Genomic DNA, 26,142 nt, shown 5'->3' on the forward strand with positions numbered 1-26,142 from the left:
AAGCAGAGAACCACCAGACCAGAAAAGTAGCGCGAACCATGGCGTTTCGGCTTGAAGTCGGCGACCTTGAACCGATTTGGATCGGCCCATTTTGTTCGGCGAAATTTGTAAATGTTGCCGGGCATCCGCTGAGATTAGATGCGCACCGTTAATCCCGAGTGTCCGAAAGTTGTCGGCTGTCGCGAGAGAGCATTTGCAGAACATTCACTGGCTAACGGTTCGCGACAGTTAGCCAAACTGAGCGCCTAACTCATTGAAAACCAGAAAAATCAATTGACAGATGTCGCTCCCTAGGGATGGGATAGAAGTGAGTGATTTCAATGGGTTAAGAAAAAATCTGGGCAGCAACTGCCTTATTGCTTCCCAAAGCGCTTCAGAACGGCTGCCCAAACCTGCCTAAAGGCGATGAAAGCCGAGCCTGGCCGTCGATACTGCAAACTCACCCGCGACGGCAGTTAAGCATCCTCACCGCACCTCATGACGTCCAGGCGCCGTCGCCACGACTGCAAATCACTTCAAGCGCAAACCTTCACTCATCCAGTTTCTTGCTCAGTTCAGAATTGAGCTTGTTCCGGTCGACGGACTGATAGAACGTGATAGGTCTGCATTTCCCCTCGAAATCCGCAAGGACGATGGCCGTCCACGGACTCGTGGTCTCGCCCGAACCGTCGCGGAGGTCCGGCATGACCTTGCGAGCAGCGATCACATACCAAGCGCGTCCATCCGTTGCCGCCTTCGCAGCCGCAGCGAACTCATCCAATATTCCGCGCAGATTTTTGCGCATTTCTTCTTCAGTGTCCCCGCGGAGGTATTTTCGAGACGACTTTCCCGCCTCTCCGTACTCATGATGAATGTTCAGCTGCAGCCGGGCATCGTCCACTTCGATCTTGGTCACCCGTGCCACCGCTCCGCCTTCGCGAAGATAGTCTCGCACCCGGACGTCGCAGGCCAAAAATCTGTCCGTGGGCGGCTGAGCGACGCTGGCTGCGGGGGGACCGCGGCAAGAGCCCGGGTCTTCTTTTTTCGAGGAGCAGCATCCACAGGCATCGTGGCGATGGCGGCGCTGAGAAGCGCCGCGGCAAGCACGACTGGAAGAGGGGCATTCATGAGCGCACTGCCAATGGGGTGTTTCTAAAACGCACTGGCCGCAGCGTTAGTTCCGCGGACCGGCCAGGTCAGAGCGGTGCTGAAGGCCCGGAGAAGCGGGCGACGGCGCCTCGGGAACTTTTTCCTCAATACAGCCTTGTTTAATGTTGTTCTACAAAACGGGACCTTACGGGGGCGGCTTTTTCGACCGTCGGCAGGTCATGGACTCGATTCTCATCAAGATCTTCGCCACGGCGCTTGCCTTCAGCCAGGTCACTACCCGGCCGGATGGGGTGAAGACGGAGTTCGATGCGGTGCGCGACCGCTTCGAGGTGGCGCAGCTTTTGAGTGCTGGCTGCGCCCACATGCGCAAGGCTTTCGACATCGAGGACATCAACCTGGACGATCTGATTGCCACTGCCATGGATGACAAGGAGGCGCTGAGCAGCGAGATCAAGGCGCTCAAAGGCCTAAATCTGGCCCACCTCCACGTCGCCTACAGGCAGTTCTGCAAGGTCGAAAAAGTGGAAGGATCTCCGGTCGATCTTGGTCAGGTCATCGCTTTCTACAACAGCGCGGTCAAGGATCTGCCCGACGCCGTGCAGCTTAAGCATCTCAGGCTTCCTGGCATGAGCGTAGTCCTCGACAACAAGAGCGAGCGCCTTGCTGAGATTTACGCGCCGAACAATCGCCGCATCTGGGTCAAGCTTGCGGATATCCCAGAAGCGGTGCGCAATGCATTCGTCGCCGCCGAAGACAAGCGTTTCTTCCAACACGCCGGCATTGACGAGCGCGGACTGGTCCGCGCCTTCATCGGCAACTTCACGCAGTCGAGCCGGCCGCAGGGCGGCTCGACCATTACGCAGCAGGTCGCCAAGAACCTGCTGGTGGGCAACGACATCACTTACGAAAGAAAACTGCGCGAAATGATCGTCGCCTCGCGGATGGAGCGCGCCCTGACCAAGGCGGAAATCCTCGAGCTCTATCTCAACTCGATTTATCTCGGTCGCGGAGCCTGGGGCATCGAGATGGCGGCGCGCAGCTATTTCGGTAAACCGGCCAAGGCGCTTTCCGCAGTCGAGGGCGCACTACTCGCCGGGCTCGCCAAGGGACCGAACTACTTCAATCCCGACCATCACCCTGAGCGCGCGCGCGAGCGCCTTGCCTACGTGCTGGGTCGCATGCAGGACGACGCCATGATCGACGCCGCCGCGGCGCAAGCAGTATTGCCGCAGCTTGTCGAGTACCGGCCAGCGCGACGGGACTTCGGCTTTCACTTCGTCGATCACATTGCCCGCGAGTCAAAGGTGGTCGCCGGCCTCGATACTCTCACCCAATCCTCCTACACGGTGCACTCGACCGTCAACTCGGCCTTGCAGCGCATAGTCGAAGCAACATTGCAGGAGGGCCTCGCGCGGTACGAGCTGAACAACAGTCGTTACAAATTTGAGGGACCCGAGGCGAACATTTCCAATGCTGTCCGTCTGAGTGCGGCTGACCTCAGGGCCACCGAACCGGCTTGGCTCGTGGCGTTGAAGACGACGCGGCTACCTCTCTATGACGTTCACTGGGAATCGGCGGTCGTCCTGGAGAATGCGCGTGGCAAGAGCGGCCATGCCATCAACGTCGGTCTGACCGACGGAAGAATCCTGCCGCTGAACACCTGGAGCGCCGCGATCCGGCGCGGTCTCAAGCCGTACGACGTGGTCTACGTGCAGGTGCGCAAAGCCAATGGTAAGCAAGCGGCGCGTGCCGATCTGCGCATTCGACCGACCGTGCAGGGAGCGGCGCTTGTACTCGAGAACGAAACCGGCCGCATTCTCGCGATGGCGGGCGGCTTTTCGTATCCGGCAAGCCAGCTCAACCGGGTCGTCCAGAGCCTGCGGCAACCCGGCTCCACCTTGAAGCCGCTGACCTACCTCGCCGCCCTTCGGAAGGGATTGCAGCCCAACACGCTGGTGATGGACGAACCTATTACGCTGGCACCGATCGGGGCGACGGGCTCCGCCCGCCAGCGCGATTTCTGGTCGCCGAAGAACTACGACGGCGGCGCTTCGGGCGCCATTACCCTGCGGCGTGCGCTGGAAAACTCCCGGAATCTCGCCACCGCGCAACTGCTAGCGACCGGTCTCGACGACAGCGCCGAGCGAGGCCTCGACCGGGTCTGCGAGCTCGCGATGGAAGCGCAGCTCTACAAGGAATGCATGCGCTACTACCCGTTCGTACTCGGCGCCCAGACCGTCAGACTCATCGACCTTGCGGCGTTCTATGCAGCGATCGCCAACGAAGGCGCACGGCCCCAGCCCCATGCGATCGAAACGATCGAACAGGACGGCCGCCCAATCTACCAGCACGATCCGCGTGCGGTGGACTGGATCGGCTTCGCCGACCGCGCATCGTTTTACCAGTTAAAATCAATGCTGCAGGGCGTGCTTGCGCGCGGAACCGCGCGCGTGGTGAAGCATCTCTCGCCCTATGTCGGCGGCAAGACTGGCACCACGGATAATTCGGCCGATGCCTGGTTCGTCGGTTTCACAAATGACGTCACCATCGCCATCTGGGTCGGCTACGACAACAACGATGGCACGCGCCGCACCCTTGGGCGCGGCCAGACCGGAGGGAACGTGGCGCTGCCGATGTTCGAGCCGATCATGCAGGCAGCCTGGGAGCTGCACGCGCCTAGGATGGCATTGAACGGCCCTTCGCGCGAAGCCATGCATCAGCTCGTTGCTCTGTCGATCGATCCCTATACCGGCGATCCAGCACCGGCCGGCTCCGGCCGCGCTTTCACCGAGTATCTCAAGAGGGATCCGTCGGGCAGAATCGATGATACGCAGTTTCGGATCGTCTCGCGTGCAGAACGCTACGCCTATCGTGGCGGTCATGACGAAGAGGACGGGCCATTCCAGCAGTGGTCCAACCGCCTTTACGGCGATAACCGGTCGCCCTTGCCATTCCCGACCTGGCGTCTTGGTCCGCGCGAATATCCCTCCTCGCGCGGATATCCCGATGACGAGGACCGCCTCCCGCGACCGCCGCTCCGAGTCGATCCCGATTATTTCTGGCGGCGGCTGAATTGAGCATTGACGCCATGAGACTCCACCGTACCGCTGTCCTCATCGCCGCCTGCGTGGCCACTTGCACGGGCGCTGCCGCGCAAGAATTCCAGCTGGAGGACGTGCCCGCAGTCGCCAGTGTTCCGACCGCACAGATCAAGCCGCGCACGGTCATCTTCGCCGACCAACGCAACGACAAGCTCGCCGATTCCGCGACCGGGCTCATTCCTTTCGACGATTGGGCGCGCTCACGTCCGGCTCAGCGGCGCTTCCTCTCGCTCTTCCCGAGCTTCATTGAACCCACACTCAACCAACAAACGAAGCTGAAGCTCTCGGTCTACCAGGCGGAGGCGCGGTTTCGTCTTCCAAGACCGGCAGCGGCATTGGATCTGTCGCGGTATGCGAATGTCGCGTTCCTCGAGCAGATCGATCCGGCAGTCAAGCATCAGCCGATCACGGCGGGCGATGCTGTTCCCAATAAAGACGCGGGCGCCGCGCACAACCATCCGCCGAATCGCCGCTGGTGCGAGGACGCGAAGGCGATCTGCGTGCAGTCCCGCTACATGTTCGAGGGAAAAATTCCGGCGGGCATTCAACTTGCCAACAAGCTGCGCGAGGAGAGCAAAACGCCAATTCCGGATTTCATCGAGTTCCAGAGTGAGATCATGTTGGTCACGCAGCCGCACCTTGCCGAGTTGCCGAGCCTGACAGGGCTCGACTCCACAGTCACCGGCGGGCTCGAGCAGAACATCTTTTGGGTGAACCAGGTCATCCAGTTCGGCAAGCTGCTTGCGGTTCTGCAACAGCATCCGACCGAGCGGGAAGCCGCCATCGCGACGGTCTACATTCTGATTGCGGTCAGGAACGACGTGCTGAACAAGCAAAAGGAACACAGCAAAACACCCATTCTGCGAAACCTCGTGCCCGCGCAACTGCTCATGGGCAACAGCTCCTTCAACAGCGGCGATTCGCTGAGCGCCGGCCTTCCGAAATACGCCAGAAGCCGCATCAAGGCGATCGCCGACATGATGGAGCGGGAATGAGCAGATCGTGTGCGGCGACGAATGGACGCCGGTAGATGGACAAATCGCGTTTGTCTCTCCGGCTAATTCACCAGCGACGATGCATGCAAAGCCTTCCGATGAAGAGCCCAGGCCGTCTTTCCTCACCAAGCCACCGATCCGGCAAGCAAAGAAGACGCCTCGCCGCCTGGCGCCGTTGTGCAGTCGGACGACGGAACACGTGGAAAAGCCGCTGACCCGGCAATTCGGAATCCCTGCCCTGTGTTAGCAGCCCGGAACGGGGGACGGGCTAAAGGATTCGTCCGACAGGAGTGATCTCGATGCTAATGTTATACGAACGGCGGCCGGCCGTCCGGACACTGCGCGGCTGGGCAATCTCGGTGCTGCAGGAGGCGGGCGCCATCCGTGAGTGCGAGGAGCTCGGCTGGATGCAGGACCGTGCCGACCCGCATTCTCGCGAGCGGGCGCTAGTCGTCGCGTGCCAGGATCCGCCCTCTAGCGTATCACCGAATGAGGCTGTTGCCGCCGTCGAGGACGTCCTGGACTCGATTGGCGATACCTGCCCGGAGTGCCCGCCCTATTGCGGCTAGGCTGCTTCCATCTTCGTGCTATACGGATGTCGTGCCGATCGTCCGCACGCGAGCTAATGGATCAGTCTCGCCATGGAAAACTCCTGGTCGGCGGCCTCTTTCTTCCTGACGGACTGCACTGAAGAACTGAGTTGCATCGCAGCGGCGTATCCGGCCTCAGTAAGCCTGCTCAGGCTGGTCTCACCGCGATTGGCACATTCAATTATTTTGCCTGCGATGATTCGACGGGCCCGGTGTTTCTCGCTGCAAGTTGGTAGAATTAAACACGCCCGCTCAAGGGCCACTTCCATATTCGCTATAGTTCGGCGATCGAAGGCATCAGTGATCACGTGATCCTCCCTTGCGACCTGTTTTGCTTTGGCGGTCTCAGCCCGGGGGATTTCAACCACTCAATCAGGTGCGCCGCCGTATCTATCTGGCGGATCTTCCTGAATAATTCGGCGCGTTCTTTTCCCGGCCGCAAGCTGCGTGCCTGCGCCTCGAACTTGGCTGCTGCTTCAGCGAGGCGATCTTCAAATGAGTGTGGTTTTGAACGGTTTCGCTTCATGACGCGGCACATTTGGCATGGGTCGCTGATCTGATTTTGAAATATGCCCTGGAATGCCGTCTGTCTGGTACCCTACATAGCGAAATTAAAGCTAGCTAAGTACGGTACGGCTCCTACTCTGCTCGCACTATCGGGTAATCAGTAAGGCAACCGATAGCTGAGAGTTCTTTGCGCTCCCGCCTGTCCTCGAGAGCGCGCAATGAAGAACCTTTTGCTCAGCCAACTGGGCCAAGACGACTTCAACCGACTTGAGCCCTATCTCAAGCTCACGCCATTCACGCAGCATTCGGTCTTGTTCGAAGCAGAACAGGAAATCAAGCACGTCTACTTTCCGACGAGTGCGGTGGTGTCTTTGGTCGTGACGCTCGAGTCGGGGGACATGGTCGAGGCTGCCATGGTTGGCTCGGATGGCGTCGTTGGGGCCTCGGCAGCGCTGGACGGACACATTTCTCTCAGCCTCGGAATTGTCCAGCTATCCGGCGACATCGTCGTTTGCAGCATCGACGGATTGAAGTCGGTTGCATTGCAAAGTCCCAAACTGCTGTCCCTGCTGATCCGTCATGAGCAGACCGTATATGCTCAGGCGCAACAGTCGGCGGCTTGTTTTGCGTCAAACCATGTTCAGGCACGTCTTTGCCGTTGGTTACTGCGCGCGAGAGACCTGGCGGGCACCGATACTCTACATTTCACGCAAGAATATTTAGCGGAAATGCTCGGGGTCCAGCGAACGAGTGTGACTGTTGTCGCGCATACCCTGCAGTCTGCCGGTCTGATCAAGTACGCCCGCGGGAAAATCCAGATCCTCGATGCGGAAGCGCTGCAAGACGGCGCATGTGAGTGCTACGGGACAGTGAAGCGCCATTACGAGAGGCTGTTGGGTCCTGCCAAGTAAAGTGCTGCCGACTAATGAGAGGTGCACGTTGGCTGATAGATGTTAAAAAATCGGCGCTATGTGGGGAACCCAACATTGCGGCGCGCGTTTGGCTTTCTTGATCGGCGAGCCGATCTCAAAGGCCTTCCTCTCCTTCGAATTTATTGTTCGGCAGAGGAACTGATCAGAAACTCACAAATGTAAGTCCCTCGGAGGCTGTCATGGATGGCTCGCGAAGCGAACGCGCACGCGCGCGTGCGCAACACCTTTTGGCTGAAATCGCACCGTTACCTGATGACTCTGAATTCCAGCGCTTGCGCGAATTATCCTTGAGTTACATTCGCGAGGCCGAACGACTCGAAGGAACATCTGTCACCACGCCGGAGGCTAGCGAGCACATCTCAGCAGCCTTAGATGCGATAGCCCGCGACTTTTTTGCTCGTGCTCTTCAAAATAAGTCGACGCGGTAGTTTGTCTGCCGTTTGCCGTCGTTACCTGACCAGCAGCCCCAAGCGTTGACGGCAATCGCGGATTTCCATCGCGTTTTAATGTCGCCTGTTGGACTTTTCGGACCTGACAGGCCCCGGTTGGCGATGTCCTCTTCTTGAAGGATAGTATTGCAAAGCTCTTTTTGGGCGCCGCACAAACGGCCGCGTCCTTCCTGAAAAGTTCTGATTGCCAATCTGGGACTTGCCTGTTTCCGGGCTCAGTGGCCTAGTTTGGAAATCGCAGTGGCCCGATTTGGATTGTTCACTTCGGAACCGACCGCCGGGCATCTGTATAATAGGATTGGAAGTGCAAACCCTACGGTTAGGACCCGTAAGCACGAGGTTGTATCATGCAGCGTCGCCGATCTGTCTCCCACACGTTCGAGGAAAATATCGCAGCCGAGAAAGCCAAGCTCGAAGCCCAAGTTGCCCAAGGGACTGGCGGACCTGGGTTAAATGCGACGCGCGCGGATGCTTCGGCTCTGGTTGGCGACGGTCAGTGTCAGTGCCGGTATATTTCAAACTGCTTCATGATTTCCTCGACGCAACTGGCCGAGCTTCCCTTATTGCTGCTCCTTCGGAGCAGTTTCCGTCTCGGGCGACGGCGTCGTCGCTTTATCTTCCGGCGTGGTCGTTCTCAGTTCAGGCGCCGCCAAGCAGTCACCGGCCCAGAGCTTTGTGCCTTTGACCGTTCCGACGAGCTTGCAGCCAATCGGCGCGCTCGGTTTTATTTGCATAAGCGGCTTTCCTCCGACGTTGGGCTTCTTCTGCGTGCGGCTTTGCGCGAGCGCGACGTTTGACAATGAGACCAGCACAAGCCCCAATGCGACAGTTGCGCCAATAGCACTATGGATGCTCATCTGTCGTGCCTCTTTCAGAAGCGGTGCCCATCGTGGGCTCGGAGTAAGCTATTGTCTAGCAGCATCGCGGACGCATGATTGTCGCCGTCTCATCTTCCCTGCCAGCCGTCTGCGACGATCTTTACAGAACCGGTTCGCATCTTCGCTATCGTCTGATCCAAGAGGGAGCCGTATGGGTGGATCCGAAAAGGAAGACAGCGTCGCAGCCACCTAGTCGCTATTGTGCACGGGCACCCGCCGCGATCAGCAGGCGACCAACGTGTTGCAATGGAAATGTTCTTCTCTTGAAAGAACACGACTTAGGGCCGATACTGGATCGAGGTCCTTGGCTATCACAGCAATCCGAATGGCGATCCAGATCGTGATGGACCGCACCGGCGACAGCCGTCACCCTTTCAACCCGCAGGACGCACAGGAAGTGGCGAAGGCGGAGCAGAGGTTCTATGAGCTGACGAAGGCCGGCTTCACCGCCGCGGTCCGGACGGGTTCCGGTCAGACCTCGCAGATCCGATCGTTCGACCCCACCGCGGAAGAGACCCTCTTCTTTCCCAGGTTAGTCGGCGGTTAGCCGGCCATGTTCGGCTTTCGACCGTGGCCGCTGGGCGCCCGCTCCCGCATGAGAGCGACGCGAACCCTCTTCCTAAGGCACGGCGCCGAAAGCACGCCAGAGGGACGTTCGCTGCTGCTCTTGCGGAGATGGCTATCGCCCGCGCAGCGGGAGCAGTTCACCAGGAGAGGCTACTTCGAGGTCTTCGGAAGCGACAGCGGAAAACGGTACAGGATCCACGCAGGGGCCTCGGTGAACGTGTGCGAGATCGACGAACGAGGTCGCCTGCAGGAGGGGTTGTGTTTCATGCCGATCGGCGCGCTGCCGATCGGAGACGTCATGCTTGCCCAGAAGATCGCGCTGGAGACATGCGAGGACAAGGCGCGCGCCGTGGCCCGCAGGTTCACCCCGAACGGCTTCCATTTCAGACAAAGCCGACCTCTCGGCTGACGCCGCGGACTCATCGCGGCTGCGGCAGAGCCGTTCTATGCCGACTTCCGCTGCGGCTTCGACGTCGTCTTCTTTGCGGCGTTCGCCTTCGCCGGCTTCTTACCGGAGATCGCCAGCAGCATCTCCCTCTGTCCGGCGGCCGCTTTCCTCGGCTTCTTCGTGGCCTTCGAGGGCTGCTCCTTGCCGACGCTCCGGCGCAGCGCCTCCATCAGGTCGACGACGTTGCCGGCGGCGGGACGCTCCTTCGGAGTGATTGGCTTGCCTGCGCGCTTCTGGTTGATGAGGTCGATCAAGGCCGTTTCGTACTGGTCCTCGAACTTCTCGGGTTCGAACCGGCCGGCCTTCTGGTTCACAATGTGCTTGGCGAGGTCGAGCATGTCCTTGGTAATTTTGACGTCCTGGATTTCCTCGAAATACTCCTGCTCCGACCGCACCTCGTACGGGTAGCGCAGGAGCGTACCGACTAGCCCCTTGCCGAGCGGTTCAAGCGCGATGATGTGCTCGCGGTTGGTGAGAACGACACGTCCGATCGCGACCTTGTCCATCTCGCGGATGGTCTCGCGGATCACCGCGAACGCGTCATGGCCGACCTTGCCGTCGGGCCGCAGGTAGTAGGGGCGAATTAGATAGCGAGGGTCGATCTCAGTGCGGTCGACGAACTCGTCGATCTCAATCGTGCGGGTGGATTCCAGTGCAACGTTTTCGAGTTCCTCCTTCGAGACCTCGATGAAGGTGTCTTTGTCGAGCGCGTAGCCCTTGACGATGTCCTCGTTGGGGACTTCCTCGCCGGTATCAGCGTCCCCCTTCAGGTACTTGATGCGGTGGCCGGTCTTCCGGTTCAGCTGATTGAACGAAATCTTCTCGCTCTCGGAGGTGGCCGGGTACAGCGCGACCGGACAGGTGACGAGGGATAGACGCAGGAAGCCTTTCCAGTTGGCGCGCGGTGCCATGTACGCAGAACTCCGGGAGGTGATGCCGGATTCAAGACCAGTGAGGGGAGCGTGGTTCCGACGGCACCGCCCAACAAAATCTGCGATGCGGACTCGACTCGTTTGTTCTCTTTATGTTCTAGTAGAGCAAATGACCCACCGACCAGCGAGCTGGCGCATGCCAACCCCGAAACAGATGGACAAACTGGCCGCGGAGGCGGTCCAGAAGATACCGAGCTCCGCGGCGGCCCCGGACGCGGAACTCCCCGCCGAATACTGGGATTCGCTCCTCAAGGACCCTCGGGCTGGCGCGAATGGCCTTCAACTACGGCAACGGCATCTGTCGGAGATCCAGCGCCACGTGCTGCGCGTCTCCTGCCGACGATGCGAGCGTACCGTGGAAATCCAGACGGCAGATGCCGTCCGCCTGTATGGCCGAAACGCAATCTGGAAGGACGTAGCGCAGCGGCTGTTGGACGACACGTGTCGGCAAAGAACAGGTTGCCATGAAGACGATGGGTGTTGGCCGGGATTCGATATGACCTAGCCTACACCTTGACCCTTGGATGTCCGGATGGCGCCAAAGCACCACCCCACGCCGCTGTCCGGAAGCCACCGCAAGGCTCTAACGAAGGAGCTTGGCAAAGCGCGCGCGATGACCCGCATTCTGGCTGCGCAGTCAGTGGAGATGCGTGCCAAGGGCGCTGCTCAGATCCAGAAGGCCGATAGATTACTGCGAAAGCTGGAACGAGCGCATGTGGAGCGATGGCGAGCCGATCGACCCATCCCCCACAATTGACCAGGCCATCCACGGCGGATTTCCCTGGCTGGAAATCCAGTGTCCACGGTGCAAGACCCCGAGCGATGTCGATCTGGCATCCCTCACGCACCCGCCGACCACCTTCGTGCACGATCTCGCAAGCCGCCTGCGATGCCGAAAGTGCGCCAAGACCGGCCAGCGTCCGTCGGCCACCTTGCTCCAGCTGTGCTGGCAGTCGCGCCACCCCCGAGCGGAGGTCGAGGTTGCGATCCCAGCAGGAATCATCGACCGTCGTTTGCTCGGACAACGAATGGACACCCAAGGTGCAGACGGCATCAGCCTACCTCCAAACCCTCAATCCCGAACAGCGGCGAGCGGTCGAGCATGGAGCTGCGGGCGGATTTGCGGCGCCGCCGCTGCTGGTGATCGCAGGAGCGGGATCTGGAAAGACCAATACCCTCGCCCATCGGGTCGCCCATCTGATCGTCGACGGCGCCGACCCGCGCCGAATTCTACTGATGACGTTTTCGCGGCGCGCGGCATCCGAGATGACCAGGCGGGTCGAACGCATCGCGCGCAAGGTCATGGGCGACAACGCCGGCGTCATGACGGACGCACTGACCTGGGCTGGAACTTACCACGGCATCGGTGCCCGGCTGCTGCGCGAGTACGCCGAACAGATCGGCCTGGACCCCGCCTTTACGATTCACGACCGCGAAGACTCTGCGGATCTCATGAACCTGGTCCGGCACGAGAAAGGCTTCTCCAAAACCGAAAGCCGTTTCCCGACCAAAGGGACGTGTCTGTCGATCTACTCGCGTTGCGTCAACGCGGAGATGCCAATCGAGCAGGTTATCGGCACGTCGTATCCATGGTGTTCCGGGTGGGCGGCGGAGCTCAAGGAACTGTTCGCGGCCTATGTTGAGGCCAAGCAGAAGCAGAACGTGCTCGACTACGACGACCTCCTCCTCTACTGGGCACAAATGGTCGGCGACGCCGGCCTGGCCGATGACATCGGCGGCCGCTTCGATCACGTCCTCGTCGATGAATATCAGGACACAAACCGCCTGCAGTCCTCGATCCTGCTGGCGCTTAAGCCCGGCGGCCGGGGCTTGACGGTGGTCGGCGACGACGCCCAATCGATCTACTCGTTCCGCGCCGCGACCGTGCGCAACATCCTCGACTTTCCTGACCAGTTCTCGCCGCCTGCGAGCATCATTACACTCGACCGCAACTATCGGTCGACGCAGACGATCCTCGCTGCTGCCAACGGCGTCATCGGTCTTGCGAAGGAACGCTTCACCAAGAACCTCTGGACCGAGCGCACCTCCGCAGCGAAGCCGCAACTCGTCTCGGTTCGCGACGAAGCCGACCAGGCGCGCTTCATCGTCGAACGCATCCTGGAAAACCGCGAATCCGGCACGCTCCTAAAGGAGCAGGCCGTGCTGTTCCGGACATCCAGCCACAGCGGCCCGCTTGAAATTGAACTGACGCGCCGGAACATCCCGTTCGTAAAGTTCGGCGGACTGAAGTTCCTCGATGCCGCCCACATCAAGGACATGCTGGCAGTGCTGCGGTTCGTCGAAAATCCGCGCGATCGTGTCGCGGGATTCCGTCTGCTGCATCTGCTGCCTGGCATCGGCTCCGCAACCGCGCAGCGCGTCCTCGATCACATGGCGGAGGCTGCCGACCCCATCGCAGCGCTTGCGGGCTTACCGACGCCACCGCGCGCTGGCCAGGATTGGAAAGGCTTCGTCGAGACCTTAGGCAATCTCCGATATTCGGAATGGCCTATCGATCTGGAACGTGCACGCCTGTGGTACGAACCACATCTCGACCGCATCCACGAAGATGCCGAGACGCGGCGGGCCGACTTGCTCCAACTCGAGCAGATCGCCGCCGGATATCCTTCGCGCGAACGCTTCCTGACCGAGCTGACGCTGGATCCGCCCGACGCAACCAGCGATCAGGCCGGCGTGCCGCTGCTCGACGAGGATTACCTGATCCTGTCCACGATCCACTCCGCCAAGGGCCAGGAGTGGAAATCGGTCTATCTGCTCAACGTCGTCGATGGCTGCATGCCGTCCGACCTCGGCGCCGGCACCTCGGCTGAGATCGAGGAGGAACGGCGCCTGCTCTACGTCGCCATGACACGCGCAAAGGATGACCTCCATCTGGTCGTACCGCAGCGCTTCTTCGTCCACGGTCAGCACGCGCAGGGCGATCGTCACCTCTATGCCTCCAGGACGCGCTTCATCCCCGAAAAGCTGCTCGGCCTGTTCGAGCGGACGGCTTGGCCAATTGTGCCGGCCGGTACGGCCCCACGCACCGCCGGCCAAGGACCCAAGGTTGATATCGGTGCCCGCATGCGCGGAATGTGGCGATAGACGGGGATACTGAGGGACGACCGTGTGCAATCTCTACTATGCCGACTTCTGGATTATGCCGACCATTGGCTCAAAACGGGCTCTGGCGGCGGCGATCGCTGCGTTGGAGTCGGCATAATCACAGTGCCTCCAAAAATGCGAGAAGCTTGTCGTTCGGTCGAAAACGACCGGGAGTGGCGACCTTTGGAGCTGTCGCGGCCAGTGCGCGTTCCTTGATTCCCATATCAGCGTGTAGGTAGATGTGGGTGGTTTCGACCTGCTCATGGCCGAGCCAAAGTGCTATCATCGAGGTTTCAATTCCTGCCCGCAGCAGTCGCATCGCGGCGCTATGACGCAACACATGCATGCTGATGGTTTTCTGTCCCAACGACGGACGGGCGCGGGTGGCGATCTGAACGTATTTGGCGAGCCGATGTTCGACGGCGTCACGGCTGAGTGACGTCCCCGACTGGGTGACGAAAAGTGGCTCCGTGGGCTGACCAGCGCGCTCGGCGATCCAAACACGCAGGAGGGCGACCATACCCGAGGTAATCGGTGTGATCCGCAACTTCCGTCCTTTCCCCATGCAACTGACATGGGCGCCAGTGCCGAGATGAACATCGCTGATGCGAAGGCCGATCAATTCTGACGCACGCAGGCCCGTTTGGGCCGCGAGCGTAAGCAAGGTATGGTCGCGCCGCCCGGTCCAGGTCGAGCGGTCGGGTGCGCGGAACAGCGCATCGAGTTCCGGTTCGATCAGGAAAGTGACGATCCTCCGGTCGAAACGCTTGCGTGGAATGGCAAGCACGCGTTCGATTACGGCGGCATGCTCGGGATGTCGAAGCGCTGCGTACCGGAACAGCGAACGGACGGCGGCAAGTCGAGCGTTGCGAGTGCGCGCGCTATTCTCCCGCTGCTTCTCAAGATGGTCGAGGAAGGCGCCGATGAGCGGCGGATCAAGATCGTCGATGTCTAGCTTCGATGGTTCGACGTCTTTCCTCGCGGACGCGAAGACCAGCAGCAGCCGCAGCGTGTCCCGGTAGGCCGCAAGTGTATGGGGACTAGCTTGGCGCTGGCGGATGAGGCGTTCCGTGAAGAACGCTTGCAGGGTTGGGGCAAGTGCGGTCATGCGGCACCTCCGAGGTGCCGCTCCAAACGATCACCAACCAGCGTCAGCAACTCCGGCGCAGCTGAGAGATACCAGTATGTGCTGACAGGATCGACGTGGCCGAGGTAGGTCGACAACAACGCGATCCGGTTCCCCGGCTCTCGGCCATCTCGATATCCGTCAAGGATGGTATTGACGGCAAATCCATGCCGCAGGTCATGCAGCCTTGGACGGCATGAGGCAGAGCGCGGCTTGAGGCCGGCGACATCCACAATTTGACGAAAGACGGGCTGGACGCCCATGTAGCGGAACCTGGTGCCAACCGTAGTGACCAGCAGTGCCGGCGTATTCGACGAGTTTTTCGGACGGTCGTCTCGATGCAGATAATCAACCAATGCAGCCGCGGTGCTCGGATGCAGCGGCAATTGGCGAGACTTGGCGAACTTCGCGTTCCGAATGGTGAGTAGTCCAATGACGGAGTCAAAATCGTCGCGGTCGAGGCCGATCGCTTCGCCAACCCGCATTCCGGTCACTGCAAGCAAAGCGATCAATGTCCGAAATGTCGCCACTCGGTGCGGTGTCCGCAGCGTCCCGGCTGCGGCGATGAGGGCCGCGATATCCGACTCCGAATATAGGTAGGGGGTGGCTCGGCCTTTTTGCTGCACCAGCAAGTGTGCCGGGGGCACCTCGGTCGCGAGGTCGATCCCGCGCAGGTGTTTAGCGAAGCGGCGAACAACGGAAAGCCGGGCAAACGCCCAGGTTCGACCGCGCTTAGGGAGTTTCGCCCAAGCGAGCGCCGCCTCGGTTGTCAGATGATCTTCGCCGCGATCCTCGACGAAGGTGAGAAACTGACCGAGGAGCTTCTCGGCTCGATAGAGCTTAAAGCCGAGGGCGCGGCGAATCACAAAGTAGTCTGCGAGAGCCTTGCGGAGAGCATTCATGCGACGACACCCGGCCAGGGGCGAGCGATCGACCGCAGAGCATCGCGATCGACCTTGGCATAGATCGATGGCGTAATGGCGTTGCGGTGGCGCAGGAGTTGTCCGATCTCGGGCAGCGATGCACCGCCGCGTAGCATCAGAGTCGCTGCGGTGTGACGCAGCCGGTGAGCATGGATCCGTTCAAAGCCGCACCGTTCGCCCGCGTGGCGAACAATCTGCGTTAGCACGCCAGTGGTGAGAGCGTGATGCGGAGCTGTGATCCGTGCAAACACCATTCGGCCTTGCGCGCTTGCGGGACGGCCGTGATGCAAGTAAGCCGCGATTGCTTCGTCGACATCTGCAGGTAATGGCAGTCGTTCGGAGCGATTGCCTTTGCTGTGGGCAATCACGATCTCGCCGCCTCGCCAATCGATATGCTCAAGTTGCGGTTTGGCGACTTCGCCTGCCCGCAAGCCCAGGCGAACAAGCATGGTCAGGACCGCGAAGTCACGACAGCCACTTCGGGTGCTGGTGTCGCAGGACGCCAGAAGGCGCTGCACTTGGTCAGCGGCCAATCCCTTCGGCAATCCGGTTAATCGCCGACCGGGAACGGTCGGTACCGCAGACACCAGTGACCGATCGATAGCGCCGTCGACGTAAAGAAAACCGAGTAGTGATCGAAGGGCCTACACCGTCAGCCCGGCCGTCCCAGGGCGCAGGCGAGGGCAGTTTGTCACCACAAAAGAAATGACGTCAGCCGCCGTCAGGCTTCGAAGGTCTAGAGTAAGGCCGTCCGGCAAGACCTTGGTTTGAAAGAAGGGGCGCATCAGTTCAATATACCGGGACGCTGACGCATTCCTGATGCCACGTTCAAGTATCAAGTAACCTCGGTATCGCGCCAGGGCCGCTTCAAGCACTCCACTGACCCGAGGCGACAAAGCCGCCGGTGCGATCCCAAGACCGCGCAGGTAACTGAGGATCGGCTGCATCGCTCTGATGAGCGAAGAATTTTGTCACCCGCTTCATGACGGCTGAGCTGAAACTGCTCTACTTCCTTTGCTCGTAGTTCCCCTACATCCAGCCCCTTGCTCACAAGCCAATTGCTCAGGCGGTTTAGCAGCAATAACTGAATGCGGGCCTGCTGTTGGCTATAGCCTTGTCTTGTCATGTGGTCGGCAAACCCGGTCGCGAATGCCGAAAGCGGACCCGAAACCCTAACTCGTGACAGATCAATCAACATGAAAGCCTCCCTTCAATTGGCAAGAGGGAGACTACACACCTGTGGGATCAATCGGATTATGCCGACCGACTAGGGAATCCCCGCCCCACACTGACATCCCAATCCACAAGAACTACACCGTCATCCAGAAACTGCCGGGCCTTTGCAGGCCCAATTTTCGGAAGCGGCATGATTATACTCCGTGGTTCAGAGTGGATTGCGTGGTTTGCAGTAGAGCTTTTGCAAGGTAGCCAAGAGATCTTCGATCCTAGAGTCGGCAATGCGATACCAGAGCGTCTGGCTCTCGCGGCGGTAAGTCACCAATCCGTCCTCACGCATCTTCGCCAAATGTTGAGAGAGAGCTGACGGAGAAAGGCCGACGGTCTCCGCAAGCGAGTTCACATTGGCCTCGCCCCCCGCGACTAGCTTACAGAGGATCACCAATCTCCGCTCGTTGGCGAGAGTACGAAGCATGCCCGCCACCTCCGCAGCGGCTTTTTCGATGCCTTGTGGATTGAATATCGTCGATGGCATGCCCAACCCTTTATTGCCGTCAGATCCCTGATCTCCTGCTCGTTCTTGACGCCCGCAAATATCATCTTTGTCCCGGAATCTTTGCCTTGGGATCCTTTATGCAGAATTCAGGCATCATTGGAACGAGGCGGTGTTTGCCGATAATCGGAGAACGATTGCCTGCCAATCATCGGTGCGACAGCCATAAACGCGTATGTCAATCGACCTTCGGCCCGGCCTTACTGTCAGGCGTCACATCTACCGACATCGCCCGACCGATCACTTTGGGTGACGCAGGCCGGCAATCTTTCATGCACGGCTCCTTGTTCCAGAACTGCTTCTCCGCGGTCTCACGATCGTCATCATAGAACGCCGCGGCATTCGGCATCTTGATCGAGGTAAAATTTTTCTCGTTCAGTTCGAAATTCTCATCCTTGATGATGTCGTTCATCGTCAGGATGTAGGCCGTCAGCGCATATATCTCGTCATTCGAAAGCGACCGCGCACTGCCGTAGGGCATCGCGCGCTGGATGTAGTCGAACACCGTCGACAGATCCGGCCAGAACGATCCAACCGTCTTGTCGGGCCGATCGGCCTTCAGGGTGCCGGCGCCGCCGGCAAGCACGGGCCATCGTCCGACACCCTGGCCGAATTCGCCATGACAGGACGCGCACTGCGCCTGAAAGATTTCATCGCCCTGCTTCGCGGTGCCTTTTCCCGCGGGAAGGCCCGCGCCGTCCGGCCGGACGTCGGTATCCCAGGCCTTGATCTCTTCCGGCAGCGCCGGACGCCCAAGACCAAGCTTGGCGGAAGCTTTGGCCGGCTCCCGCGCAGCAACCTGTTGCGCCGAGCCTTCCGCGATCAGAGCGTCGCCTGCGAAAATGCAGAGAATGGCGAGGACAAGGGCGTTAGCCAATCTCGACATTTTCAGTCTCCCCGCCCGAACGTACCAGCCATGTCTGGATGCCATTGTTGTGATAGATCGAATTGACGCCCCTCACCTTGCGCAGCTCTTCCTTCGATGGTTGCACATAGCCGGCCGAATCCATCGCCCGTGACTGGATCATCAGCTCCTGACCGTTCCAATCGAAGTCGACGTAGAAGCGCGCCATCGACTTATCGAGCACCGGACCATCCATTCGGGCGGTCTGCCAGTTTCGCCCACCGTCCATCGAGACATCGACACGCTTGACGCTGCCGCGCCCCGACCACGCAACGCCGCTGAGGACGTTGCGTCCTTTGTGCTTCAGCGGCGCCTGCGGCGACGGATTCGTCACGACGGACTTTGCGTCCATGATGAAGGTATGCTTTCGCGAGCGACCATCGGCCAGGAGATCGGTATATTTCGACGTCTCCTCGCGGGTCTGCCATGGCTGGTCGCCGGCCTCGATGCGGCGCAGCCATTTTACCCAAAGATTGCCTTCCCAGCCCGGGATCACCGCACGCAGGGGATAGCCCTGCTCGGGACGCAACGCCTCACCGTTCATCGCGAAGGCCAGAATGACGTCGTTCAACGCTTTCTCGATCGGCAGCGAACGGTTCATGCCGGCGGCATCCGCGCCTTCCAGCATCAGCCATTTCGCGCTCGGCTTGAGGCCGGCCTCGTCAAGCAGCACTTTGAGCGGCACGCCCGTATACATGACGTTGTGAATCATTCCGTGGGTGAACTGGCAGCCGTTGAGCTGGGCGCCGCGCCACTCCATGCCGGAATTCGCCGCGCATTCGAGGAAATAAATCCGGTTCACGCGCGGCATGCGCCTGATGTCTTCCATCGTGAACACCAGCGGCTTCTCGACGAGGCCGTTGATCATCAGCCGGTGGTCGGCGGGATTGATTTCGGCGACACCGCTGTGGTGGCGCTCGAAGCAAAGTCCCGAGGGCGTGATTATTCCGTCCAGTTGGTGGAGCGGCGTGAAATTCACCGAAGACTCAGCCGACGCCGTCAGCCACGGGACGTCGCGGCGGACCACATGCTTCTCGAACTTAGAGGGAGATCCATAGGGCCGCTTGTCCACGCCATCGCCGAGGTAGCGCGACCAATCCTGCACCTCGGTGATCAGGGGATCTGGCTTGGCGGCCTCACCTGCGACCGCGGGCATCGCAGCGAGCACAGCCCCTGCTCCGGCCAAGCCTGCCGTGCCAAGGAACCGGCGACGATCGAGAAAATCTGCGGCTGACTTGTCCCTCATGCAGCAACCTTCCTGCTCATCCCAACGTGTGAATGTAATGTCCGCTCATCATCACCGTTATCGCCCTTGTCAGGCCCCGGTGACCTTCACCGCGGTATTCGGCTCGACTGTCACGGCGCCAAGCCTGGAAACATGGGCGGCGACAACGTCCCAGATCGGCGGGCCTTGCGTATTCTGGTTGATGCTTGCCCAGCCCGACACCGTGTAAGTCCTGGCCGCGTCGATCGGCTTGCCGGACTTGAGGTGCGTTAGTTCGGAGATGCGCGACCCCATCGGCTTAGAGATATCGATCGCGTAACCCATGCCGCCGATCCGCACCATGTCGCCACCGCCCTGGAAATACGGATCGGGGTGGAAGATGTTGTCGGCGATGTCCTCGAGGACCTCCTTCAACTGCGTACCGGTCATCTGGTTGCGATAGCAATTCGGGTAGGTGATCGCGGTTGCGTTGGTTACATCCTCCCAGGTAATCGCGTCTCCGGGAATTAGCGTACCGCCCCATCGGAAGCCGGGTGACAACGCGATCTCGGCGTCCCGCTCGGACAGCATGGCGTTGCAGATCAAATCATCGAACGTTCCGTTGAAATTACCGCGGCGGTAAAGCAGCGAATCCGTCTTGCCGAGCGTGCGCGCAAGATCCTTTGCAAACGGCGCCCTCACCTTTTCGACCAGCGTGGTCATTGCCGGGTCCGGCTTGATGGCATCGGCAAACACCGGCATCAGCTTGAACCGGACTCCCGCGACCTTCTTGTCCTTCACCTCAATGTCGAGGCGCGAGACGAACTTGCCGTGCGAGCCAGACGCCACCAGCACCGTATCGCCGACACGGATCAATCCCGGCATCGCGTCATGGGTGTGGGCCGTCAAAATGACGTCGATGCCCTTGACGCGGCCCGCGAGCTTTCGGTCGACATCGAAGCCGTTGTGAGACAGCAGCACGACAATGGATGCGCCGTCTGCGCGCGATTCATCGACCTGCTTCTGGATATCTTCTTCGCGTATGCCGAATTCCCATTTCGGAAACATCCAGCGCGGATTGGCCACCGCTGTGCGCGGCAACGCCTGGCCAATCACGGCGATCTTGGCGCCGCCTCGCTCGAATATTTTCCGCGGCTCGAAGACCGGCTCCTGCCATTCATTGTCGCGGACGTTCTGCGCCAGAAACGCGAACGGCGCCTTGTCCGTGATCTCCTTGACGCGCTCCGCCCCGTAGGTGAATTCCCAGTGGCCGACCATCGCGTCGACCTTCAGTGCCGACATGATATCCACCATGTCCTGGGCTTTGGTCTGCAGGGAGGTCCAGCTTCCCTGCCAAGTGTCACCGCCATCCAGCAACAGCACCTTGTCGTCGCCGCGTTCGGCGCGCACCGCCCCAACCAGCGTGGCGATGCGATCCATGCCACCCATGCGCCCATAGTTACGGGCGAGCGAAACGAAATCATCCGAGGTCAGCGCGAACGCGTCCGCCGAGCCCGTAGCGATATTGAAATACTTCCGGAACTCGGCATCCGAGATATGCGGCGGGAGCCCCTTGGCTTCGCCGGTGCCGAGATTGATCGACGGCTCGCGAAAATGAAGCGGCATCAGTTGCGCATGGATGTCCGTAACGTGCAGTATGGTAACCGTGCCTAGCGGATCGAAGCGCATGATGTCGGCTTGGGTCAGGCGTTGCTGGGCGGCAACGTGCCCCAGCCGACCGAGACCGCCTCCAACCGTCAGCGCCGACGCAGCCGCCGTCGCCTGCAGGAATTCCCGCCTTGAGATCATCGATCTGCCTTTCGATCCCCTTCTCAAAGGAAGGAGGAACTCTTGGGATATTTCAGGTCACGCGAGGCCGTCGCGGCCTGCAATGTGAGTTTTCAGGCAACGGTCAGCTTGTTCTTGGCGACGTAATCGGAGCCGTCATCGTCTTTCCAAGTGAAGGTGAACTCGCCGCTATCGACCGCCTTGTAGAAAAAGGACTGGTAGGGATTGGCGGAGATCGCCGGATTCCAGTCAGCTTCGAACACCACCTTGCCGTTGAAGGCCGCAGTGAACTTGTTGATGATCTTGCGCGGAACGACCTTTCCGCCGGCATCCTTGCGCTGCCCCGATTCCATCTCGTGCGAAATGAGCGTCTTGATTTCAATCAGTTCGCCAGGCTTTGCCTGCGCCGGAAGGCGAACGCGGGGGGTGGGTGTAGTAGCCATATGAATGTTCCTCGCCTGTTGTTTTCTTGTCGGACGCTTTCTTGTCGAACGTTCGCTCCGATCAGCCCCCGCAGCCGCCGATGGTCACCTTCACGCTGGCCTTCGCCATGTGCAGTTTGCCATTCGACATCTCCGCAAGGCAGACAACGTTCTGGGTTTGCGCGAGGCGCATACGCGTCGAGGCGGAGGCCTTTCCGCAGGCCGGCGTGAATTTGTAGCTGACGATCCCGGGAAGCGGATTGCCGTCGGCAAATACGTGGACCGCCTTCACATAATCCGACTCGGTCATCGGACTTTCGACATCGACGGTGACCGGGACCACGAGGCCGTTTTCGGCGATTTCCGGCACGTCGAGCTTGATCTTGCCGCTCTCGAACTTCTTGTCACCGTACAGCTTGTTGATTTCTGCGGCGACGGCCTGTTCGTCCGCCATCGACATTCTCGGCGCGAGTAACGCTGCAAGCCCGGCGATTGCCGCGTAGGCCAGCGTCTCACGACGGGTTTTTTCAACCGATTTCAAAACCATTCTGTCTCCTCCCGCGGGATTTCTTCGCATCCCTTTTGTCGATGGTAGCTCTTGACGTCTTGCCGTTTAACATATCATCATCTGCAAATATCAATATATTGTTTTTTGTGAATGTAAAGCCACCCCCGGGCTTCTCCGGGGTACTCAAGGGCCGCAAAGACGGTCCTGCGGATGGGAGGGATGACACGTGAGACGGACTACAATGGCGTTGGCTTTGGCCGCTATCTTGTTCTCTTCATTGAACTTCCCGGTTTGCGCGCAGGACGCCAGCGAAAAGGAGATCGAACGCTATCGGGCGATGATTTCCGATCCGCTCTCCAACCCCGGCTTCCTTGCTGTGGACCGCGGAGAGATCCTGTGGAGCGAAAAGCGAGGTACCAAGAACGTCTCTCTAGAGGGATGCGATCTCGGTCTCGGCGCCGGCAAGCTCGAGGGTGCGTTCGCCCGGATGCCCCGCTTCTTCGCTGATTCCGGAAAAGTCATGGACCTCGAGCAGCGCCTGCTGTGGTGCATGCAGAACATCCAGGGACTGGACACAAAGGACGTGATCGCCCGCCGCTTTTCCGGTCCCGGCAAAGCCTCCGACATGGAAGACCTCGTCGCCTTCATTGCCAACAAATCCAGCGGCATGAAGATCGACGTGCCGCTCAAGCATCCGAAGGAACAGGAGATGGCCGCGGTCGGCGAGGCGCTGTTCTACCGGCGCGGCGGCGTGATGGATTTCTCCTGCGCCACCTGCCACGCCGACGAAGGCAAGCGCATCCGGCTGCAAGGATTGCCCAACCTGTCGAAACCCGGCAAGCAGCCACAGGAAACCATGGGGACATGGCCCACCTACCGCGTCTCGCAAGGCGCGCTGCGCACCATGCAGCATCGGCTGTGGGACTGCTATCGCCAGCAGCGCTGGCCAATCCCGGAATATGGATCCGACAGCATCACGGCGCTCACCGTTTTCCTGCAAACGCAGGCGACGGGCGGCGAGATCACTGTCCCGTCGATCAAACGCTGAGGGGCGCATCATGAGAACAACATCAAAATTTGCCGCGCTGATCCTCTCCGCTGGCGTCATCGCAACTCAGCCATTTGCCGCATATGCGCAGACCGCAACGAAGAAGGCTGATCCCGCCCTGGTGGATGCCTATTTGAAGGCGACGTTCGGAAAGGCTCCGCCGGAATGGCAGGCACGAATCGAACCCGATGACACGCTGAAGACCTGCAACCTCCATCGCAACGACGTACCGTCCGCGGAAGCCGACAAGATCGTCAAACGCGAATTGGCCAAAGTAGTCTTTCCGGCCGATGGCAAACTGCTCGGCGACTGGAAGCAAGGCCAGAAGATCGCCAACAACGGCCGCGGCGGACAGTTCTCCGACGACGCAAAGACCGAAAACGGCGGCAATTGCTATGCCTGCCACCAGATGGAAAAGGCCGAGGTCAGCTTTGGTACGCTTGGTCCGAGCCTGACGTCCTACGGCAAGGACCGCAAGTTCGATCCGGCGGAGGCGAAGAACGCCTTTATCAAGATCTACGACTCGCAAGCCGTGCTGGCGTGCTCGAACATGCCGCGGTTCGGTGCAAACAAGGTATTGAGCGAAAAGCAGATCATGGATCTGGTCGCGTTTCTGTTCGACCCGGAATCACCGATCAACAAATAAGCCTGCCGGAAGCTCTGCGGATAAAAAGCGGTATTCCGCAGAGCCATGCCGGTTGCCTCACACCTGCTTCTTGAGCCAGTCGGGGAAAGGCGCCGTCTCGTAGCCTTTCTCGCGTACATAGCGAAACATTGCCAGAAACGCCGCCGGATCGAGCAACCCCGGCATGCGGGCGACTTCTCTCGCCTGCCCGCTGAGGGCTGCAAGCCCTGTCGTCTGCTCGGGAAAGAACTGGATCGTCGGTGTGAAGCGTATTCCGTAGGCCTCGCCCAATGCTTTCTCGCCGAGCTTTCGTCCGTCGAAATCAGTCACCGTGCGTGCGCCGACGTGATTGAGATGCAGGACCTCGAAATTGTCGCGGATGTAAGCCTCAACCGCGGGGTCCATCAGATGCACTTCGTGCATCCGCTTGCAGGCGGGACACCCCTTGAGGCCCCACATGACGGCGAAGCGCTTGCTCTTTGCCGTCGCAGCAGCGAGATCCTCGGACAGATCGAGGAAGCTTTCCAGGTACCAGTCCATTTGATACAGCCCGTCCTCACCAAGCTTCGCCTTGGCAGCCGCCGGCGTGGCATGAAGCCCGAGCAGGCCCAGGCCCATGGCCGCGATGGCACATCGTCTCGACAGCAAGAGTACCTCCCGTTTCATCCAATATCCGAACGCTGGAAATGCCTGCAACAACCAGCCGGCGATGCGCGGCATGCCGCCGGCCAAAAACATAACGCCGGTCAGGACAAGCGCGGACCCGATAACTTTCTCCACGGCACCCATGTGGTGGCGTATTCGCGCCATCAATCTGATGAACTGGCCCGAGAACAGCGATGCCAGCAAAAATGGGCAGCCGATGCCAAACGCATAGGCGCCGAGCAACAGCGCGCCGCTCGCCGCTGATTCCTCGACCCCCGCCACGATGAGAATCGCGGCCAGCACCGGGCCCGCGCAAGGCGTCCACCCGAATGCGAATGCGAGGCCAACCAGGTAAGCACCGAGAAAACCCGCCGGCTTGCTGACGCGCTGAAAGCGGGCTTCGCGAAACAACAGACTAATCCTGAACAGGCCGAGGAAATGCAGCCCGAGGACCACGATCAAAACGCCGGCAATGATACCGAGCGTCTCGAAATGCGAACTCACGGCTTTGCCTATCAGCGACGCCGACGCACCGAGGGCCACGAACACGGTCGAGAAGCCAAGCACGAAGGCGCAGGACAGTACCACCACATGCCAATTTGGATGGAAGCCGCGCGGGGTATCATCCTGCCTGAGGTCCTCGAGGCTTATGCCGGAGATAAGGCGGGACCAGCGGCAACACGCAAGGCGAGAGGAACGATAGCAGCCCCGCTCCCAGCGCCCCCATCAGCGAGATATCAGAAACCACGGCTCTTCCGGCTCTGGTAGAAATATGCGAATTCGTGTATATGTACCACATGGTTCGACAAATACTGCAAAAAACATTGCTTCTGGCCGTGCTCGCGGCGACGCTGGTCTGGCCGGCACGTGTGCAAGCCTCCGAGCTTCTGATGTTTGAGCGTGCTGGCTGTGTCTGGTGCCAGAGGTGGGACCGCGAGATCGGGCCGGTCTATGACAAGACCGCTGAAGCCAAACTGCTTCCGTTGCGGCGTATCAACGCGGAGAGCCAGGCGGCGCGTGGCATTACGCTCGCCTCCCCGGTGCATTACACGCCGACTTTTGTTGTCGTTAACAACGGCCGTGAGATCGGGCGCATCACCGGCTATGTCAATGACGATACATTCTGGGGATTACCGGCCGCACTTGCCACGAGAATTACCCCGCCGGACCTGAGTGCCAATCGAATCTGACCGTTCTGGTTTCGCAATGTGAAAGAAGCTGACCGCAATGCCCTCGATCCTTTCAACCGAACTCGAAACCGAACTGCGCGATGGCGCGGAGTATTCTCCCGAACTCGACCAGTTGATGCGCAAGGCACGCAAGGCCAGCAATTTCCTCAAGGCGCTGTCCCACGAAAATCGCCTGTTGCTGTTGTGCCTGCTAGCAGAACGCGAGCGATCGGTCACGGAACTGGAGAACATTCTGTCTCTGCGGCAGTCCGCCGTATCCCAGCAGCTTGCGCGGCTTCGTTATGACGGCATGGTCGATACCCGCCGCGACGGCAAGACGATCTACTACAGCCTTGCCAACGAAGATGTGCGCCAGGTGATTTCTGTCGTCTATAATATCTTTTGTGCGCCCGTACCGGTGAAGAAGAAGAAATAGTCGGCCATAAGGGGCTGACTGG

The 26,142-nt window shown here is 60.0% G+C and carries 27 protein-coding genes and 2 pseudogenes; 14 read left to right on the forward strand and 15 right to left on the reverse strand.

Going from position 1 to position 26,142, the window contains the following annotated elements; genetic code table 11:
* Positions 1-529 precede the first annotated feature (529 nt).
* Positions 530-895: a hypothetical protein gene (locus JQ624_RS03510; protein ID WP_212417468.1), complete on the reverse strand. Its 366-nt coding sequence runs from the start codon at positions 893-895 to the stop codon at positions 530-532.
* Between the two features lie 355 nt (positions 896-1,250).
* Here JQ624_RS03510 and JQ624_RS03515 point away from each other — a divergent pair, with 355 nt between their 5' ends.
* From JQ624_RS03515 to JQ624_RS03525, 3 genes are all read left to right on the forward strand, one after another.
* The gene (locus JQ624_RS03515) at positions 1,251-4,166 is read left to right on the forward strand and encodes a penicillin-binding protein 1A (RefSeq protein ID WP_409334297.1); all 2,916 of its coding nucleotides are present in this window, start codon (positions 1,251-1,253) and stop codon (positions 4,164-4,166) included.
* Entirely contained in the window at positions 4,163-5,185 is a 1,023-nt protein-coding gene (locus JQ624_RS03520) for a hypothetical protein (RefSeq protein ID WP_212417469.1), read from the forward strand. Before JQ624_RS03515 ends, JQ624_RS03520 begins: the two co-directional genes overlap by 4 nt.
* Before the next feature lie 299 nt (positions 5,186-5,484).
* Positions 5,485-5,754, forward strand: a complete 270-nt coding sequence (locus JQ624_RS03525) for a hypothetical protein (protein WP_212417470.1) — start codon at positions 5,485-5,487, stop codon at positions 5,752-5,754.
* A 53-nt stretch (positions 5,755-5,807) separates the two neighbouring features.
* Here the strand turns inward: JQ624_RS03525 and JQ624_RS03530 are convergent, their stop codons facing one another.
* Entirely contained in the window at positions 5,808-6,083 is a 276-nt protein-coding gene (locus JQ624_RS03530) for a hypothetical protein (protein WP_212417471.1), read from the reverse strand.
* Positions 6,084-6,500: 417 nt separating this feature from the next.
* Between JQ624_RS03530 and JQ624_RS03535 the strand changes: the two genes are divergently transcribed.
* Positions 6,501-7,193: a Crp/Fnr family transcriptional regulator gene (locus tag JQ624_RS03535; protein WP_212417472.1), complete on the forward strand. Its 693-nt coding sequence runs from the start codon at positions 6,501-6,503 to the stop codon at positions 7,191-7,193.
* Between the two features lie 200 nt (positions 7,194-7,393).
* Entirely contained in the window at positions 7,394-7,642 is a 249-nt protein-coding gene (locus JQ624_RS03540; protein WP_212417473.1) for a hypothetical protein, read from the forward strand.
* A 581-nt stretch (positions 7,643-8,223) separates the two neighbouring features.
* On the opposite strand, the gene JQ624_RS03545 is transcribed toward JQ624_RS03540, so the two are convergent.
* Positions 8,224-8,520 (reverse strand): hypothetical protein, encoded by a 297-nt coding sequence (locus JQ624_RS03545; RefSeq protein WP_212417474.1) that lies wholly within the window; start codon positions 8,518-8,520, stop codon positions 8,224-8,226.
* A 346-nt stretch (positions 8,521-8,866) separates the two neighbouring features.
* On the opposite strand from JQ624_RS03545, the gene JQ624_RS03550 reads away from it, so the two are divergent.
* Both JQ624_RS03550 and JQ624_RS03555 read left to right on the forward strand, forming a co-directional pair.
* A complete protein-coding gene (locus tag JQ624_RS03550) occupies positions 8,867-9,088 on the forward strand; it encodes a hypothetical protein (RefSeq protein WP_212417475.1) in 222 nt (73 codons plus the stop codon).
* A gap of 6 nt (positions 9,089-9,094) precedes the next feature.
* Positions 9,095-9,517 carry a hypothetical protein gene (locus JQ624_RS03555; protein WP_249129345.1) on the forward strand — a complete coding sequence of 141 codons (423 nt, stop codon included), beginning with the start codon at positions 9,095-9,097 and terminating at the stop codon, positions 9,515-9,517.
* Between the two features lie 35 nt (positions 9,518-9,552).
* Here JQ624_RS03555 and JQ624_RS03560 read toward each other — a convergent pair whose 3' ends face one another.
* Positions 9,553-10,467 carry a Ku protein gene (locus JQ624_RS03560; protein WP_212417476.1) on the reverse strand — a complete coding sequence of 305 codons (915 nt, stop codon included), beginning with the start codon at positions 10,465-10,467 and terminating at the stop codon, positions 9,553-9,555.
* A 130-nt stretch (positions 10,468-10,597) separates the two neighbouring features.
* On the opposite strand from JQ624_RS03560, the gene JQ624_RS38360 reads away from it, so the two are divergent.
* The 3 genes and pseudogenes from JQ624_RS38360 (at position 10,598) to JQ624_RS03565 (ending at position 13,593) form a co-directional block, all read left to right on the forward strand.
* The gene (locus JQ624_RS38360; RefSeq protein WP_249129347.1) at positions 10,598-10,993 is read left to right on the forward strand and encodes a hypothetical protein; all 396 of its coding nucleotides are present in this window, start codon (positions 10,598-10,600) and stop codon (positions 10,991-10,993) included.
* Between the two features lie 27 nt (positions 10,994-11,020).
* Positions 11,021-11,462 (forward strand): annotated as a pseudogene (locus tag JQ624_RS38365) (hypothetical protein); the annotation flags it as partial.
* A 67-nt stretch (positions 11,463-11,529) separates the two neighbouring features.
* The gene (locus JQ624_RS03565; protein ID WP_212417825.1) at positions 11,530-13,593 is read left to right on the forward strand and encodes an ATP-dependent helicase; all 2,064 of its coding nucleotides are present in this window, start codon (positions 11,530-11,532) and stop codon (positions 13,591-13,593) included.
* Positions 13,594-13,711: 118 nt separating this feature from the next.
* On the opposite strand, the gene JQ624_RS03570 is transcribed toward JQ624_RS03565, so the two are convergent.
* The 9 genes from JQ624_RS03570 to soxY form a co-directional block, all read right to left on the reverse strand.
* Positions 13,712-14,701 carry a tyrosine-type recombinase/integrase gene (locus tag JQ624_RS03570; protein ID WP_212417477.1) on the reverse strand — a complete coding sequence of 330 codons (990 nt, stop codon included), beginning with the start codon at positions 14,699-14,701 and terminating at the stop codon, positions 13,712-13,714.
* Positions 14,698-15,621 (reverse strand): tyrosine-type recombinase/integrase, encoded by a 924-nt coding sequence (locus tag JQ624_RS03575; protein WP_212417478.1) that lies wholly within the window; start codon positions 15,619-15,621, stop codon positions 14,698-14,700. The genes JQ624_RS03570 and JQ624_RS03575 overlap by 4 nt, the downstream gene beginning before the upstream one ends.
* Complete coding sequence (locus tag JQ624_RS38370; RefSeq protein ID WP_249129351.1) at positions 15,618-16,175, reverse strand: tyrosine-type recombinase/integrase; 558 nt, start codon at positions 16,173-16,175, stop codon at positions 15,618-15,620. Before JQ624_RS38370 ends, JQ624_RS03575 begins: the two co-directional genes overlap by 4 nt.
* Before the next feature lie 851 nt (positions 16,176-17,026).
* Positions 17,027-17,353 carry a helix-turn-helix transcriptional regulator gene (locus JQ624_RS03585; RefSeq protein WP_212417479.1) on the reverse strand — a complete coding sequence of 109 codons (327 nt, stop codon included), beginning with the start codon at positions 17,351-17,353 and terminating at the stop codon, positions 17,027-17,029.
* A 196-nt stretch (positions 17,354-17,549) separates the two neighbouring features.
* Positions 17,550-18,257, reverse strand: a complete 708-nt coding sequence (locus tag JQ624_RS03590) for a c-type cytochrome (protein ID WP_212417480.1) — start codon at positions 18,255-18,257, stop codon at positions 17,550-17,552.
* The gene (gene soxC, locus JQ624_RS03595; RefSeq protein WP_212417481.1) at positions 18,241-19,521 is read right to left on the reverse strand and encodes a sulfite dehydrogenase; all 1,281 of its coding nucleotides are present in this window, start codon (positions 19,519-19,521) and stop codon (positions 18,241-18,243) included. Before soxC ends, JQ624_RS03590 begins: the two co-directional genes overlap by 17 nt.
* 69 nt (positions 19,522-19,590) lie before the next feature.
* Positions 19,591-21,288, reverse strand: coding sequence for a thiosulfohydrolase SoxB (soxB, locus tag JQ624_RS03600; protein ID WP_212417482.1), 1,698 nt, complete (start codon positions 21,286-21,288; stop codon positions 19,591-19,593).
* 92 nt (positions 21,289-21,380) lie between these two features.
* Entirely contained in the window at positions 21,381-21,710 is a 330-nt protein-coding gene (gene soxZ / locus JQ624_RS03605; protein ID WP_212417483.1) for a thiosulfate oxidation carrier complex protein SoxZ, read from the reverse strand.
* A 61-nt stretch (positions 21,711-21,771) separates the two neighbouring features.
* Positions 21,772-22,236 (reverse strand): thiosulfate oxidation carrier protein SoxY, encoded by a 465-nt coding sequence (soxY, locus tag JQ624_RS03610; protein ID WP_212417484.1) that lies wholly within the window; start codon positions 22,234-22,236, stop codon positions 21,772-21,774.
* A gap of 202 nt (positions 22,237-22,438) precedes the next feature.
* Between soxY and soxA the strand changes: the two genes are divergently transcribed.
* Together soxA and soxX are read left to right on the forward strand one after the other, a co-directional pair.
* Entirely contained in the window at positions 22,439-23,245 is an 807-nt protein-coding gene (gene soxA, locus JQ624_RS03615; RefSeq protein WP_212417826.1) for a sulfur oxidation c-type cytochrome SoxA, read from the forward strand.
* Positions 23,246-23,255: 10 nt separating this feature from the next.
* On the forward strand, positions 23,256-23,891 hold the full coding sequence (gene soxX / locus JQ624_RS03620; RefSeq protein WP_212417485.1) for a sulfur oxidation c-type cytochrome SoxX: 636 nt from the start codon (positions 23,256-23,258) through the stop codon (positions 23,889-23,891).
* A 57-nt stretch (positions 23,892-23,948) separates the two neighbouring features.
* Here soxX and JQ624_RS03625 read toward each other — a convergent pair whose 3' ends face one another.
* Complete coding sequence (locus JQ624_RS03625; protein ID WP_212417827.1) at positions 23,949-24,536, reverse strand: thioredoxin family protein; 588 nt, start codon at positions 24,534-24,536, stop codon at positions 23,949-23,951.
* A gap of 6 nt (positions 24,537-24,542) precedes the next feature.
* Positions 24,543-25,242: pseudogene (locus JQ624_RS03630) on the reverse strand (cytochrome c biogenesis CcdA family protein); the annotation flags it as partial.
* A 61-nt stretch (positions 25,243-25,303) separates the two neighbouring features.
* Here JQ624_RS03630 and JQ624_RS03635 point away from each other — a divergent pair.
* Together JQ624_RS03635 and JQ624_RS03640 are read left to right on the forward strand one after the other, a co-directional pair.
* Positions 25,304-25,705 carry a thioredoxin family protein gene (locus tag JQ624_RS03635; protein ID WP_212417486.1) on the forward strand — a complete coding sequence of 134 codons (402 nt, stop codon included), beginning with the start codon at positions 25,304-25,306 and terminating at the stop codon, positions 25,703-25,705.
* A 37-nt stretch (positions 25,706-25,742) separates the two neighbouring features.
* Positions 25,743-26,120 (forward strand): metalloregulator ArsR/SmtB family transcription factor, encoded by a 378-nt coding sequence (locus tag JQ624_RS03640; protein ID WP_212417487.1) that lies wholly within the window; start codon positions 25,743-25,745, stop codon positions 26,118-26,120.
* The last annotated feature ends 22 nt before the right edge of the window (positions 26,121-26,142 follow it).

Origin of the sequence: Bradyrhizobium sp. AUGA SZCCT0283, assembly GCF_018130385.1 — a bacterium.
In the GTDB taxonomy this organism is placed as follows: domain Bacteria; phylum Pseudomonadota; class Alphaproteobacteria; order Rhizobiales; family Xanthobacteraceae; genus Bradyrhizobium.